Origin of the sequence: Curtobacterium sp. MCLR17_042, assembly GCF_003234695.1 — a bacterium.
GTDB classification, from domain to species: Bacteria; Actinomycetota; Actinomycetes; order Actinomycetales; family Microbacteriaceae; genus Curtobacterium; species Curtobacterium flaccumfaciens.
The window spans coordinates 12,854-27,705 of record NZ_QKTD01000010.1 but is presented as its reverse complement, the minus strand read 5'-3'; the positions used below and the strand labels follow the sequence as shown (position 1 = coordinate 27,705).

The following is a 14,852-nucleotide window of genomic DNA, read 5'->3' as shown; positions in this document are numbered from 1 at the left end:
GCTCGTTTAGGTGATCTTTCACCTAAGTTACGTCGCGCTGGTGCGTGAGGGCAAGCGCAGCTAGGGGTGGTCGGCCGGTCGGGGCAGGGTGCCGTGCTCGAGCACCGACTCGTACACGCGCTCGAGTACGTCGGCGAAGCCCGCCAGCTCGGCCTCGCGCAGCTCGCCGAAGAACATGTCCTTGACGAGTTCGGTGTGGCGCGGCGTCGCTTCGCGGAGCGTCCGCCAGCCCGTGTCGGTCAGGGCGACGGCCGTGGTGCGGCGGTCGTGTTCGCTCCGACGGAGCTCGAGGAACCCGCGTTCGGCCATGCGTTTGGCGTGGTGCGAGGCGCGGCTGCGCTCCCACCCGATGCGGGTCGCCAGGGCCGACATCGTCATCTCGCCGCCCGGCTCGCTCGTGAGCGCGACGAGGACGTCGTAGTCGGCGAGCGAGATGTCACTGTCCGCGCGCAACTGCCGGTTCATCTCGTACCGCAGGCGCAGCTGGAGCTTCATGTACGCGTACCAGGTCCGCACCTGCTCGGCGCTCATGTAGGCGTACGGGGACTCCGGGGGCACCTCGTGCTGCATCGACATCGCCCGTGTCCTCCTGCCTCGCCCGCCGTCCAGACGCCCGACCATCATCGCAGGGTGCCTGGCGCTGCGGCGGGTCGGGCGTCTGCGGGTGGGTTCAGCTGGTCAGCAGCGTGTAGACCTTCGCGATGCGGTCACCCTCGACGAAGCAGATGTCCATCCCGGACACGACGGGCGGCGCTCCCTCCGGTCCGAAGTGCCAGGCGAGGTACCCCATCCCGTGGTTCTCGTAGACCGGACCGGCGGGCGAGAACACGAACCCGGGGGCTTCGTCGAGCAGGCGCTGCGCCTTGGTGTGCAGGGCGTCGTGGCCGGTGACGACCTCGTCGGGGTCCAGGAACTCGACGTCGGGGGCGTAGGTCCGCTCGATGGCGGCGCGGCGGCGGTCCGGGTCCCGTTCCCCGAACACCTCGAACAGGTTGGCGTGCATGAGCGATTCGAGCGGTTGCGACATGGTGTCTCCGTCGGTGGTCGGTGGTCGGTGGCGGTGTGCTGTGGTGGCGGTCTTCGTCACGTGTGCGACGGGGACCGGTCGGTCCAGTCGAAGACCAGGTCCCGGTGCCCGATCGCCCACCCGCCCTCGACCCGGACGAACCGGTCGAGGTAGCGGATGGCCATCGTCAGGAGCACCCGCTCGCCGCCGTCGTGCAGGACGTGGAACGCGACGCAGTACGTCTCGCCGTCGGCGGTGTCGGGTCCCGTGAACCGGATCGTGGACTGGCCGTTGAGGTACGTCGTCACCTCGTACCGGGCGATCAGTCCGGCGAACGTCTCGGCCAGGTGCTCCCGACCGTGGATCGTGTCGACCGGCTCGTGCGAGGAGGGGTCGCCCTCGTACAGCGCGACGACCCCGTCCTCGGTGAACACGGACGCCTCGAGCACGGCGTCGCGTCGGTCGGCCCCGCGGGCGTAGGTCGCCAGGAGCGTCCGGATCTCCTCGCGCGCGACGAGCGTCTCGAGCTTGTCCGGGGTGCCCGCGCGGGCACGCTCCTGCTCAGGCAAGGGCAGCACGGAGCGACGCGGTGGCGAGCATCAGCGCGTGCTTCGCGGCCTCGGTGTCGTGCAGTGCGTTCACCATCACGAAGTCGTGGACGATGCCGCCGAAGCGGGCGTTCGTCGCCTTGACGCCGGCCTCGCGCAGGCGTGCCGCGAAGGCCTCGCCCTCGTCGCGGAGCACGTCGGCCTCCCCGGTGATGACGAGGGTCTCCGGCAGGGTCGCGAGCACCTCGAGCGGTGCGCGGAGCGGCGACACCGTGGGCAGGGCGCGCACGGCCTCGTCGGTCGTGTACTGGTCCCAGTACCACTGCATGCCGGCGCGGGTGAGGAAGTAGCCCTCGGCGAAGTCCTCGTACGAGCCGGTGTCGAACGCGGCGTTCGTCACCGGGTAGAAGGCGACGAGCTTGACGAACTCGACGTCCCCGCGCTCGGCGGCGAGGAGCGCCAGGGCGATCGCCATGTTGCCACCCACCGAGTCACCCGAGACCGCGAAGCGCGAGGCGTCCAACCCCTTCTCGCCGCCCTCCTCGACGACCCACCGGGCCGCAGCGTACGACTGCTCGAGCGCGACCGGGTGGCCGACCTCGGGGGAGCGGTCGTACTCCGGGAACACGACGGCGGCGTTCGACCCGATGGCGAGGTCGCGCACCAGGCGGTCGTGGGTGTGGGCGTCGCCGAAGACCCAGCCGGCACCGTGCACGTACAGGATCACGGGCAGGTTCGCGGTGGTGCCGGCTGGCTTGACCAGGCGGATCTTCACGGTGCCGGTGGGACCGCCCTCGATCTCCAGCCACTCCTCGTCGACCTCGGGCTTGAAGATGGGGGAGTCCTGCACGGAGTCGACCGCCTTGCGTCCCTCGGCGGGCGGCAGGTCGTTCAGGAACGGCGGGTTCGACGTCGCGTCGACGAACTCCTGGGCGGCGGGCTCCAGGGCGATGTGCTTCGGGTTTCCGGTCATGGTGGGCTCCTCGTGGATCGCTGGTGACGGATGGTGCGTGGCGTGCTCCACGCTGACAGGAGGCCCGTCCCGGCAGCATCCGTCAGGTGACGTATCCGGAAGCCAGCGTCCAGAGCCGCTCCGCCTCACCGTGGTCCAGCGCGTACCGCGCCACCCCGCGGTCGTGGCCGGTGCCGTCGTCGAGCACGGGCGACTCCTGGTTGTCCTCGAAGTACCGCCCGGTCACGCCGGCGACCAGCGGGGAGGCGACCAGCAGTGCCGACGTCGCCGCGCCCTGCGCCGGGGTCTTGAAGAACGGCTGCTCGATCCGGTTGCCGTCGTCGTCGAGTGCGCCCATCGCCCGGAGTGTCGCGTCGTCGAGGTGGCGCTGCAGCCGGGTCGTGATCCAGCCGGGCATCACCGCGTTCGCGGTGACGCCGTGCTCCGCCCAGCGGTCCGCGACGCCCACCGCGAGGAGCACGTCGGCCGTCTTCGACTGCGCGTAGGCGGCCCACCGGTCGTACGGACGCACGGCGAAGTGCGGGTCCTCGAAGTGGAACGGGGAGCGCAGGTGCGCGGTCGAGCTCACCGTCACCACCCGGGCGGACCCGGCGGCGAACAGGTGCTCCCGCAGCCCGAGCAGCAGGGCGAAGTGGCCGAGGTGGTTCGTCGCGAGCTGCATCTCCCAACCCGATGCGGCGAGTTGCTTCTCGGGCAGGGCCATCACGCCGGCGTTGGCGACCACCCCGTCGACCGTGCCCTGCCACGCGTCGGTGAAGCGGCGCACGGAACCGAGGTCGCTGAGGTCGAGCGCACGCGGCACGACCCGGCCACGGGCCTCCAGGTCGGCGAACGCCGCGTCCGCGCGGACCGTGTCGCGCACCCCGACGACGACCTCGGCTCCGGCGCCGGCGAGGGCGCGGGCGGTCTCCGCACCGATGCCGGAGGCGCCGCCGGTCACCAGGTACCGGCGGCCGTGCAGGTCCACGTCGGCGAGGACGTCGGCCGCGGTGGCGGACGCGGAGAAGGGGGTGCGGACGGGGTCAGACATCGTCGCGCTCCGTCCGTACCGTGGCGAGCCGCTCGAGGATCCGGGCCAGCTGCTGCGGCATGTCGCCGGGCTTCCGGGCGGTGACGAACTGGCCGTCCTCGACGACCGGCTCGTCGATCCAGGTGCCGCCGGCCGCACGGACCTCGTCGGCGACCTCGTGCCAGGACGTCAGGCTGCGTCCGTCGACCAGCCCGGCGGAGGCCAGGACCTGGGGTCCGTGGCACACGGCACCGATGAGTCGGCCCGTGGCGGCGAAGTCCCGGAGGAACGCCAGGGCCTCGGGGACGGTCCGGACCTCGGCCGGGGCCAGGCCGCCGGGGATGAAGACCGCGTCGTAGTGCTCGGCGGTGGCGTCCGCGACGCGCTGCAGCCCGGTCCGCAGGGACAGGCCGACGTACCCGGTGACGGTCCCGCCGTCGGGCGTCAGGACGTCGACGTCGTAGCCGGCCTCGACGAACCGGTAGTAGGGGTAGAAGAACTCGACGTCCTCGACGCGGTCCGCGGTGACGATCGCGATGCGGCCGATGGGCGGTCGGTCGGCGCGGATCGCGGCACGGTTGTCGGTGACGCGGGGGTCGGTGGTGGTGGGCACGGTGGTCACTCCTTCGGTTCCGAGGTCGTTGCCTCGGCTTTGTTTGACAAGCATCAAACCATTGAGATCATTCCTGATAGGTTTGATGCATGTCAAACGAAGAGCCGAAGGTCGGGCACGATCCCTTCCCGCTGCCCGACGTCGACGACCTCGAACTCGTTCGGGTGCTCCGGGCGGCCGGTGACCCCGCGCGACTCGTGATCATCGAGCGACTGTCGGACGGCGACTACCACCCGTGCAACCTCACCGACTACCGACTCGACATCCACAAGACGACGCTCTCGCACCACTTCAAGGTGCTGCGCGAGTCCGGACTGACCCGGACCCGTGTGACGGGACGCGAGCACGCCGTGCAGCTGCGCCGGGACGCGCTCGAGGCGCGCTGGCCCGGGCTGCTCGACACCCTCGTCGCGGCTGCGGTGCGGGACGACCCCGAGGCGCAGGCGGCGCCCGGGGTGGCGGCGGCGGGCTAGCGGCGAGCCGCTGCCGCCAGAGCGGCGGTCATGCCGGCCCGGTCGTGCCGCACGCCGTACGCCGGCTGGTCGCGTTCGTACCGCCAGCCCTCGCTCAGCGGTCCCACGTCGACCACGTCGAACCCGAACCGGTCGAGCAGCTCGGTGACGACGGCCTTCGCGTCCGCGTCGTCCCCGGCGACGGTCAGGGCTCGGCGCCCCGGTGTTCCGGCGGGGGACCCGTCCGTGGTGACGTCGGCGGCGCCGAGGTTGTTGAACGCCTTGATGACGCGAGCATCCGGCAGCGACTGCTGGAGCAGCTCGGAGGTGGTCGGCACCGCGCCCTGCTCGAGCTCGTCCACCGGTCCGAAGAACTCCGGGTAGTAGTTGCCGGTGTCGACGACGACCTTGCCCGCGAACGCCTGGGCCGGCAGGTCCCGGTAGCCGTTGATCGGGATCGAGACGACGACCACGTCACCGGCCCGGGCGGCGTCGGCGACGGTGGCTGCTCCGGCACCGGGGGAGAGCTCGTCGATCAGGGACTCGAGCGTCTCGGGCCCGCGGGAGTTCGCGAGGACGACGTCGAGACCGACGGCGATCGCGCGGCGGGCGATCTGCGCGCCGACGTTGCCGGCGCCGATGATGCCGAGGGTCTCGAGGGGGGTGCTGGTCATGGTCCGTGCTCCTGACGTGGTGCGGGTGGTGTCCCGCCAGGATCCGTGGTCCGGCCGGTCGGAGGCATCCGTCGGACGACGTAACCGCACCGCGGCGGCGTCGTCCGACGGGTGCTGCCCCGGCTACCGGATCTCGAGGTCGTACAGCGAGTAGCCGTACGGGGTCGCCCGTTCGACACCGTGCACGCGGACGTACCGCCACGAGCCGTCCAGGGCGTGCCGGTCGGTCCCGCCGTCACCGTCGGTCTCGGTGGCGAGCGTCGTCCACCCGTCGTCGCCCGCGTTCCGCGCCTCGATCCGGTAGGAGCGTCCGAAGGCGTCCTCCCACCGGAGCACCGCGCCGTGCAGGCGCTGCGGTGCGCGGAGGTCGACGGCGAGCCACTGGTCGTCGGTGTGCCCGCTCGCCCAGCGCGATCCCGGGTCGCCGTCCACGGCGTTCCGTGCGGGGACGCCGTCGCCCTCGTCGGCCGATGACGACACGGTCGCCCGTCGTGCCAGGTCCGGCGTCGGTTCGCCCTGCGTCGAGGTGACGCGGAGGTCCCAGAGGGAGACACCGAACGCGGTGTGCCGGCGGTCTGCGACGACCCGGACCCAGCGGCCGGTGACGTCGTCGCCCTCCAACCGGTGGATCACCTCGCCGCCGGTCCCGTGGGCTTCTTCCGCGACGGTCCGCCAGGGGGCGTCTTCGTCGTCGCGGACCTGGACGCGGTAGGCCTCGGCCCACGCGGCCTCCCAGTCGAGCTGCACCTGGTCGATCGGCACGACCTGCCCGAGGTCGACGGCCACCCACTCGCCGTCACGTGCTGCGCTCGCCCACCGGGTCCGGGCGTCGCCGTCGACCGCGTTGCCGCCGGACAGGTCACTGCGCTCGTCCGACGAGGTGGTGACGGGCTTGCCGGCGGCAATGTCGCGAGCGCGGGCGGGTGCCGTTCCGCCGTCGTCGTCACCGTCGGTCGCCTCGTCGAGGGTCGTGACGGTGGCCGTCCCGGATGCTCCTGGCACGGTGGCCGTGACCGTCGCGGTCACGCCGCCCTCGGTCGCTGCGGTGACGACGCCGCCCGGTTCGACACTTCCGCCGCCGTCGACGGCCCACTCCGGGCGGTCCGCGGCGAGCCGCCCGCCGAACCCGTGGCGGTCGAATCCGTAGGCCGCCATCCGGACCGTGTCACCGGTGCGGACGGTCGCGTTGCGCGGCGCGACGAGGACGTCCTCGACGTCGACGGTCGAGGCCGCCGGGGTGCCGGACACGTGCACCTCCCAGATGGAGTACCCGTACCCGGTGAGGCGATCGGTCAGGTGCAGGCGCACGAACCGGGCGGTCGCGCCCACGGACACCGTGTCCGCGTCGGCGGTGGTCTTGTCGACGGTCCGCACGTCGCGCCAGGGGCCGTCGGCGGTGTCCCTGACCTGCAGCACGTACCGTGCGGCGGCCGCGTTCTCCCAGTCCACCCGCACGGTGTCGACGTCGGTCAGCCGCCCGAGGTCGATCGTGTAGTCGACCTCGTCCACACCGTGCGCGCTCTCCCACCGGGTGCTGCGGTCCCCGTCGACGGCCTTCCCGGCGACGTTCCCGCCGTCCGAGGAGCTCGCGTCGACGTCGGCACCCGCTGCGGCGTCGGGGATCGACATCACCGAGGCGACGACCGCCGAGCCCTCGACACCGCCACCGGTCGCGACGACGTACCCGGAGCCCGCGGCGGTGGTCGTCACGATGCCGTCGTTCCCGGCGCTTCCGGCACCGGTGTACGACCAGGCGACGTCGGCAGGCAGGGCCGCCGGGTCGCCGTACTGGTCGTGGCCGGCGGCACGGAACCGCTGTGGCGTCCCGACGACGAGCCGGCCGAAACCGGGCGTGACGTCGAACCCGGTGAGGACCGGTGCCGGTGCGACCCGGAAGGCGTACGACCCGTGCACGCCGCCGATCGTGGCGGTGACCGTCGCCTGCTCCGCGCGCTCCGATGCGCGGTGGACGCCCTCGGCGCTGATCGTGCCGGTGTCGGTCGACCAGGTGACGTCGTCCAGGGCGACGGTGGCGCCGTACTGGTCGTAGCCGGTCGCGGTGAAGGTCGTGGTCGCACCGGGGACGATCGTCTTCGGGGCGCCCTCGGTGCTGACGACCACCTCGGTGAGCCGCGCGTCCAGGTGCGACGTGATCTGCGTCTGCGCCGGGACCGCGATCTGGCCGATCACCTCGGTGCCCTCGTAGACGTCGTACGTGTGCTGCACGGTGTCGGGGTTGTCGAGCACGTAGCTGATCGTGCCGTCCGGTGCGCGGAACACCTGGCTGAGCGGGTCCGAGGTGTGCCGGTCGGTGACCTCGGTGCCGACGGTCCGGTTCGACATCGCCTGGTGGTAGACGAGGCCGGCCATCGACTGTCCGGTCACGGCCGGGTCGTCGGCCGCCCACAGTGCGGCGTGCACGTCGGCGTAGGTGTCCGGGTCGTACTGCCCGAGGAACCCGAGCACGACGTTGCCGAGGGCGTCACCCATGCCGCTGAACACCCGCGCGGCGTGCTCGGTGTCCTCGCCCGGGGTGTGGTCGGTGAGGTCGACGCCGTACAGCTGGTCGATGGTCGCGGTGTCGGCGCGGAAGTCGTCCACCAGGAACGGCATCAGCGGGGACGGCGTCGGCCAGTCCTGGGGCTTCCGGTCGGCGGTGGGACCGTCGAGCTCGGAGGGCACCAGCGAGTCGGGCAGGTTCTCCGGGGTCCAGTACCGGTCGGGGAACACCACCCGTCCGTCGTCGTCCACGCTCACCAGCAGGGTGTCGGTGGCCGGGTCGTACAGGGGGTTCGCCGCGGTTCGCCGGGTGACGTACCCGGGGTGGTTCGTCTCGACCGCACGGATCGCGTCCTGCAGCTCACCGATCGCGGCCGGGCGGTCGCGGGTGATCTTCACGTCGCCGTAGCTGCCGACGCCCCACCACTTCTTCGTGAGCATCTGGATGCGTGCCGCGTTGCCGTCCCTGACCCCGGCCTGCCCGATGGACTCCGGGCGGGCGGCCATCATCTCGCGCATCAGGGCCTTCGAGAAGCCCGGGTCCCAGCCGAAGTAGTCGAACCACGGGGCGATCGGCATCCACTGGATGCCGGAGATCCAGGCGGGGTCGCCGGAGAAGTACGTCGCGTGGGCCTGCCCGGAGTCGAACAGGATCCCCGCCTGCCCGTGCTCGTACTCGTCCGGGAACGCGCCGTTGCCGTCGTACGACGCCGAGGCGGGGTTGCCGCGGACGTTCTGCCAGTAGTCGCGGACGGCCGCGCGCTCGGTGACGTACTGCACCGCACCGGCGGCCTGCATCTCCTCGTCGCCGAGGACCGAGCCGAGCAGGAAGAGCCCCGCCTCGGACTGGATCGCCTCGGACGACGACTCCTGGTTGTTGCCGCCGGGTGACGACACACCGCCGGCGTTCGACCGGCCCTCCCAGACGCCGAACGTGCGCATGTGCGGGAACCGGGCGTCGTCGCGGTCCCAGTTCGCGTACTGCTTCGCCACGAGTGTCGCCATGCCCTGGTACTTCGCGGCCCACTCGTGGTCGACCCGGCCGAGCATGGCGGTCGCGACGGCGAAGTACCCGTAGTGGAAGTGGTTGTCGTTGAACTGGGCCGACCCGTACGAGTCGGCGAACCCGATCAGGGCCTTCCACGTCGGGTACATCGCGAAGAAGTGCTCCGCTTCGCCGTCCGTGTACGTGTACCAGTCGGTCAGGGCGCGTTCGAGGGTGTCCTGCAGCGTCCGGGCGTCCTCGGTGGCACCGATCTGCCGCGCGATCGTCATGTACTCGGCGAGCTGCAGGACGTCCTTGCCGCCCCAGTAGGTGTCCCCGCCGTACGTCGTCTTCGCGGCGTACTCGTGCAGGTACTCGCGCATGACCTCCTCGGAGTACGGGTCGTCGCCGACCGCCTCGGGCGTGGCACCGATCGGCGTGATGCCCGTGAACGCGTAGTCCAGGGTCCAGCCGTCGTGGCCGACGGTGGTCCGCATGGTGCCGCGCGGGGTCTCGTAGGTGGCGCCGGTGAAGCGCAGGTTCGTGGTGGCGTCGGCGTACTGGTGCTGCAGCCAGCCCTGCACGGTGTCGTGGTTGTCGCCCTGCAGCGTGTCGGTGCGGATCGACCACTGCTGGCGGACGTTCGCCGCCGCCGCGTCGTACGAGTACGTCATCGTCGTGTCACGGGGGACCGCGAAGGCGGTGCGGTGCAGGTCGTCCAGAGAAAGGCCATGCTCGGGCACCGCGCTGAGCACCAGGTAGGGCGTGCCCGACGAGGCCTCCAGCGCGTTGCCGACCCGGGTGAAGGTCGTCCCGTCGGGGGCGTGCACGCCGAAGACGTGGCCGTCCTGGCGGATCTCGAACCGGTCCGTCGTCACCGGCAGGTCGAGCGGTTCGCCGTCTCCGTCGGTGATCTCGGCACCGTCCTGCAGGGTGAGGCGCGGGGTCATGCCGTGGAACTCGAACCACTCGTACGGCGAACCCTGCACGCTCGTGACGTCCATGTACTGTCCGCCCGGGCCGTCCTGCGGCATCCGCCAGCTGACGTTCCAGTCGCCCCAGCGGAGCGCATCGGCCTGCTTCGCCCGGAACGTGGTCGCGAAGCGGTCAGCGAGGCCGTCCGGGGCGTCGGTGAGCAGGACCTGGTCGACCAGCACGTGTGCCCACCCGGCACGCAGGTCATCGACGATCCGCAGCTGCGCGGACTGCCCTCGGTGGGCGGAGACGTCCCAGCTGTCCCAGCGCAGCTGTTCGCTGTCCGTCCCGGTGCTGCTCGCCACGACGTCGCCGTCGACCAGGAGCTGCACGGCTTCGTGGTCGGGGTGCCGGCCACCGCCGACCAGGAACGCCAGGGTCGAACGGTCGATCGTGAACGCCGGCGACGTGAGCGTGCCGGTCGCGCCGTCGCCGTCCTCGTCGCTGAACGAGTTCAGGAAGCGTCCGCCGAGCCACCCGGAGACCGTGCTCTGCCCGGCGGCCGTCCCGGTGGCGGTGGCGGTGAAGGCGTCACCGGTCGCGGTCCAGCCGTCGGGCAGGCCGTCCTCGAAGTCGGCGAGGGTGCGGTCGCTCGCGTCGGGGGTCGGCTCCACCGTCCCGCCCACCGTCACGGGGGACTCCAGGCGCATCGCCGTGCCGTCGCTGTTCCACCGCGTCGGGATCGTGAGCTTCGTGCCCGCGGCACTGTTCGACGAGACGAACGGGTACGCCCACATGTCGCCGGAGTACTTGCTGACCAGCAGGTCCGTCCACCACTGGTTCGTCGGCACCGGCTCGCCGGCCTTCGACGGGTCGATGTACAGCCGCTGGTCCAGCGTCTTCCGCACGTCGGCGATGTCCGTGATCTCGTCCGGCGGGGCCGGCGCGTAGGAGCCGGAACCCACCTGCACGCCGTCCGCGGCGGGACCGACGCGGGACGAGCCTCCAGGCTGTTCCTGTGGTGCGGCCACCGCAGCGGTCGGATCGGCCGGTGAGCGCGGGGTGTCCGAGGTCGCGGCGTGCGCCGGGGTGACGGCGAACGCGAGCAGCGTGGCGGCGGTCAGTGCGCCGGCGGTGGCGCTGACGGCCGCTCGGCGGAACGACCTGGGACGGACGGCGGGACGCGGTGAGGTCACCGGGACTCCTGTCGGAGGGGTTCGGCCGGACACGACGTACACGGCCGAGACGGGCTGGGTCTGGTGGTGCGGGGCCTGCACAAGGACAGATCGGCAGGGCCGGTCCCGCCGTCAGCAGTCCGCGTTCTGGGGATGCCCTACCGTTGGCCCCATGCCGACCATCGGACTGCGCCGGATGGTGCCGCGCGACCCCGACCAGCGACACCGGGCCGCGAGCCCGCTGGAGCTCCTGTTCGACCTGGTGTTCGTCGTCGCGGTCGGCTTCGCCGCGACGAACCTGCACGAGATCGAGCTCGAGGGACACGTCGCCTCCGCCGTCCTGGCCTACGGGCTGGTGTTCTTCTCGATCTGGTGGGCGTGGATGAACTTCACCTGGTTCGCCACGTCGTTCGACACCGACGACTGGCTCTACCGGGCGATGACCTTCGTGCAGATGGCCGGGGTGCTCGTCCTCGCCGCCGGGGTGCACGCGGCCATGGTCGAGAACGACTTCACGATCGGCGTCATCGGCTACGTCGTCATGCGGCTGGCCCTGGTCGGGCAGTGGATCCGCGCCGCCGCGTCCTCCACCCGGTACCGGCGGACAGCGACCCTGCACGCCGTCGGCGTCACCGTCGTGCAGGTGCTCTGGGTGGTCTCCCTGGCCCTGCCCGACGACGTCTGGGGGTACGCCGCACCGTTCCTCGTGCTCGCCGAGCTGTCGGTGCCGATCTGGGCGCAGACCTCGACGGGGACGGCCCCGTGGCACACCCGGCACCTGGCCGAGCGGTTCTCCCTGTTCACCCTCATCGTCCTGGGCGAGGGGCTGGTGGCCTCGGCCGGTGCGGTGATCGACGCTCTCGCGCACACCGAGCACCTCGGGGCCCTGCTGGCGCTCGCAGGGTGCGGGCTGGTGATCACCGTCGGCATGTGGTGGATCTACTTCTCCCGCGAGCAGCACGCGCACATCCGCTCGCTGCCGACCGCGCTCGTGTTCGGCTACGGCCACTACTTCGTCTTCGCCGCCGCCGGTGCCCTGCCCGCCGGCATCGAGGTCGCGGTCAGCGCCGACGCCGGACACGTCGCGCTGTCGTCCGCCTCGGTCGCCGCGACCGTCGCGGTGCCGGTCGCGGTGTTCGTGCTGTCGATCTGGGCGCTCGCGATCCGGCCGTCGCTGTCGGCACGGGCCAACGCCGTCGTGGTGGCCCTGGTGCTCGTGGTCCTCGCGTCGATCGCGGTGCCGGCGGTGTCGCTGCCGGTCACGGCGCTCGCCGTGGTGGCGGTCGTCGTGACCCTCGAGGTCGCGTCCGCACGGACCGAGACCTGACGCACTGACGGACGGGAGGCACGGTGCCAGCTGGCACCGTGCCTCCCGTCCGTCAGGTGGTCGCGTCGACCGCCCGTGCGCGGTTCCGTCTCCGGTGCGAGGGCACGTTCGTCGCACCGACTACGGGACCTCGCACCACACCGCGCGCGCCGCCCGTCAGCGCTCCGGCTGCTCCGTCGCGGGCCCGTCGTCCGCTGCCGGTCGCGCGTCGAGGCTCGGGTCGACCGCAGGGTCGGCCGAGATCGACTCGGGCCGCACCGGGAAGTCCTCGAGCGCTCCCGCGCCCACCGTCGGGGCCGCGGTTCCGCGGCCGCCGCGCACACGGTTCTTCACCGCGGCCCACGGACGGCCGAGGCCGGACCGTGCCGGACGCTCGGTCGGCGCCTCGACCTCGAGGCCGTAGTAGGCGCCGACGTGCTCGAGCAGCACCTCGCGCTCGGCCTTGTCGTAGGCACGGCGCTCGCGGGTGAAGGCGATGATCGTCGACCAACAGGTGAGCAGCAGGACGATGCTGAACGGCAACGCGGTCGTGATCGCCGCCGTCTTCAGGGCGTTCAGTCCACCGCTGAGCAGCAGGGCGACGGCGAGCATCGCAGCGACACCGGCGAAGAAGACCCGCAGCCAGTTCTTCGGCTCGATGTCACCGCCCGACGCGATCATCGCCATCACGAGCGACCCGGAGTCCGACGAGGTCACGAAGAACACGCCGATGAGCAGGATCGCGCCGTAGGTCAGGACCATGCCGGCGGGCAGGTCACCGAGGACCGCGAACAGTGACCCCTCGATGTCGACCGAGCCGTCCGAGCCGATCAGGCCACCCGAGCCATCGGTCTGGCGGTGGATCGCGGTGCCACCGAGGACGGCGAACCACAGGAAGGTGAGCGCGGTCGGCACCAGCAGGACGCCGAACACGAACTGGCGGACCGTGCGGCCCTTGGAGATACGGGCGATGAAGACACCGACGAACGGCGCCCACGACATCCACCAGCCCCAGTAGAAGGTGGTCCAGGCGCCCTGCCAGGCCTCGCCCTCGGCGCCCTGCTGCGCGGTGACGTTGAACGACAGGCCGACGATGTTCTGCAGGTAGGAGCCGATCGATTGCACGAAGTCGCGGAGCAGGAACTGCGTCGGGCCGACGATGAGCACGAACAGCAGCAGTGCGGCGGCGAGCAGCAGGTTGAAGTTCGACAGGATCTTCATGCCCTTGGTCACGCCGGTGACGAGCGAGACGATCGTGACGGCGGTGATCACCGCGATGATCGCGATCTGGCTGACGATGCTGCTGTCGGCGATGCCGGCGCTCTCGAGTCCGGCACCGATCTGGATGACGCCGAGGCCGAGCGAGGTCGCGACGCCGAACAGCGTGCCGACCAGGGCGATGACGTCGATCAGGTTGCCCCAGCCACCGCGGACGCGGTTGCCGAGCAGCGGCTCGAGGGCCCAGCGGATCGACACCGGGCGACCCCGACGGTGGATCGCGTACGCCAGGGCCAGGCCGAGGACGACGTAGATCGCCCACGCGTGCAGGCCCCAGTGCAGGAACGTCTGGGTCAGTGCCTGCTGCGCGAGTTCCTTCTCGTTCCCGGTGACGCCGGGGCGCGGGGAGGCGAAGTGGCTGAGGGGCTCGGAGACGCCGTAGAACACGAGACCGATGCCCATGCCGGCGGCGAAGAGCAGTGCGAACCAGGAACCGGTCGAGAACTCGGGCTCGTCCTGGTCCTTGCCGAGCTTGATGTCACCGAAGCGGCTGAAGCCGACGAACAGCGAGAAGCCGACGAAGAACGCAGCGATCAGCACGTAGTACCAGCTGAAGTTCTTGACGATCCCGTCCTGCAGACCGAGGAACAGCGCCTCGGCGGTCGAGGGGGAGATCAAGGTGAACGCCACGAACCCCAGTACGATGACGGCGGCGGGCCAGAACACCCACCGCCGCAACTGCGGTGTCGTGGTCACGGGTCCGGGCAGGGGAGGAGTGGTGCTTGCCATGCAGTCCATGGTGCCTGCTCGCGTTCCTGTGTGTTCGCCCAGGCGTGTCGTGGTTCAGAAATCGCGCGCGGACTCCGTGGGGTTCCCCCGGCCGACCCGACCCAGGTGCAGTCTCCGCGACAGCCGGATGACGGGACGGATGAGCAGCTGGATGCTCCCGGTCAGGAACAGCCAGGTGCCGGCCGTCGTGGTGCTCTCGGAGAAGAAGAGGACGCTGCCGACGATGAACCAGAGCGCCACCATCACGTCGTTGATGATGCTGATGGTCTCGTAGACCCCGCGGATGCGGAGCTCCTCGTGCCCCACCCGGAGTGCGATGTCCCGTTCGTCCTCAGCCATCAGACGATCCTGCCAGCTCCGTGCCGTGTCCGTCCGGGCGCGGCGGCGCGCGGCCGTGCTCGCGTCATGCGTGCGGCACGCCCCGTGCGAGGTTCCGCATTCCGTGCGGCGCTCCGGCCCTCGCACGGAGTGCGCAACCTCGCACCAAGTGGCGGCGCGCGTCCGTGGACGCGCTGCACGGCGGACGGGAGGCGCGGGGCGGGCTGGCGCCGTGCCTCCCGTCCGTGGGGCGCACTGACCACTGCCACATGCGATTACAACGTTGACGTACGCTTTACAGCGCTGTAAACAGGAGCCTGCGCGACGATGCGCGACGAGGGAGAGACCCGATGGTGGGAAGCAGGACCGCAA

Annotated in this window: 12 protein-coding genes; 2 read left to right on the top strand and 10 right to left on the bottom strand. The window is 71.3% G+C overall.

Annotated elements, in window-relative coordinates; genetic code table 11:
- Nucleotides 1-60 precede the first annotated feature (60 nt).
- From DEJ02_RS11060 to DEJ02_RS11035, 6 genes are all read right to left on the bottom strand, one after another.
- Nucleotides 61-576 (bottom strand): MarR family winged helix-turn-helix transcriptional regulator, encoded by a 516-nt coding sequence (locus tag DEJ02_RS11060; RefSeq protein ID WP_111033113.1) that lies wholly within the window; start codon nucleotides 574-576, stop codon nucleotides 61-63.
- Nucleotides 577-670: 94 nt separating this feature from the next.
- Nucleotides 671-1,027, bottom strand: coding sequence for a nuclear transport factor 2 family protein (locus tag DEJ02_RS11055; protein ID WP_244993449.1), 357 nt, complete (start codon nucleotides 1,025-1,027; stop codon nucleotides 671-673).
- Between the two features lie 56 nt (nucleotides 1,028-1,083).
- A complete protein-coding gene (locus DEJ02_RS11050) occupies nucleotides 1,084-1,575 on the bottom strand; it encodes a nuclear transport factor 2 family protein (RefSeq protein ID WP_181440331.1) in 492 nt (163 codons plus the stop codon).
- A complete protein-coding gene (locus DEJ02_RS11045; protein ID WP_111033111.1) occupies nucleotides 1,568-2,527 on the bottom strand; it encodes an alpha/beta hydrolase in 960 nt (319 codons plus the stop codon). Before DEJ02_RS11045 ends, DEJ02_RS11050 begins: the two co-directional genes overlap by 8 nt.
- 82 nt (nucleotides 2,528-2,609) lie before the next feature.
- On the bottom strand, nucleotides 2,610-3,557 hold the full coding sequence (locus tag DEJ02_RS11040) for an SDR family NAD(P)-dependent oxidoreductase (RefSeq protein ID WP_111033110.1): 948 nt from the start codon (nucleotides 3,555-3,557) through the stop codon (nucleotides 2,610-2,612).
- Nucleotides 3,550-4,149 (bottom strand): type 1 glutamine amidotransferase domain-containing protein, encoded by a 600-nt coding sequence (locus DEJ02_RS11035; RefSeq protein ID WP_220034783.1) that lies wholly within the window; start codon nucleotides 4,147-4,149, stop codon nucleotides 3,550-3,552. Before DEJ02_RS11035 ends, DEJ02_RS11040 begins: the two co-directional genes overlap by 8 nt.
- A gap of 89 nt (nucleotides 4,150-4,238) precedes the next feature.
- Between DEJ02_RS11035 and DEJ02_RS11030 the strand changes: the two genes are divergently transcribed.
- On the top strand, nucleotides 4,239-4,622 hold the full coding sequence (locus DEJ02_RS11030; RefSeq protein WP_111030386.1) for a helix-turn-helix transcriptional regulator: 384 nt from the start codon (nucleotides 4,239-4,241) through the stop codon (nucleotides 4,620-4,622).
- Here DEJ02_RS11030 and DEJ02_RS11025 read toward each other — a convergent pair.
- Nucleotides 4,619-5,365, bottom strand: a complete 747-nt coding sequence (locus tag DEJ02_RS11025) for an NAD(P)-binding domain-containing protein (protein ID WP_111033109.1) — start codon at nucleotides 5,363-5,365, stop codon at nucleotides 4,619-4,621. The genes DEJ02_RS11030 and DEJ02_RS11025 overlap by 4 nt on opposite strands.
- A gap of 33 nt (nucleotides 5,366-5,398) precedes the next feature.
- The gene (locus DEJ02_RS11020) at nucleotides 5,399-10,870 is read right to left on the bottom strand and encodes a discoidin domain-containing protein (RefSeq protein WP_111033108.1); all 5,472 of its coding nucleotides are present in this window, start codon (nucleotides 10,868-10,870) and stop codon (nucleotides 5,399-5,401) included.
- A 151-nt stretch (nucleotides 10,871-11,021) separates the two neighbouring features.
- On the opposite strand from DEJ02_RS11020, the gene DEJ02_RS11015 reads away from it, so the two are divergent.
- Nucleotides 11,022-12,176 (top strand): low temperature requirement protein A, encoded by a 1,155-nt coding sequence (locus tag DEJ02_RS11015; protein WP_111033107.1) that lies wholly within the window; start codon nucleotides 11,022-11,024, stop codon nucleotides 12,174-12,176.
- 156 nt (nucleotides 12,177-12,332) lie between these two features.
- On the opposite strand, the gene DEJ02_RS11010 is transcribed toward DEJ02_RS11015, so the two are convergent.
- Both DEJ02_RS11010 and DEJ02_RS11005 read right to left on the bottom strand, forming a co-directional pair.
- On the bottom strand, nucleotides 12,333-14,162 hold the full coding sequence (locus DEJ02_RS11010; protein ID WP_258378721.1) for a BCCT family transporter: 1,830 nt from the start codon (nucleotides 14,160-14,162) through the stop codon (nucleotides 12,333-12,335).
- Nucleotides 14,163-14,216: 54 nt separating this feature from the next.
- Nucleotides 14,217-14,501, bottom strand: a complete 285-nt coding sequence (locus DEJ02_RS11005; protein ID WP_111033105.1) for a YrhK family protein — start codon at nucleotides 14,499-14,501, stop codon at nucleotides 14,217-14,219.
- Nucleotides 14,502-14,852 lie beyond the last annotated feature (351 nt).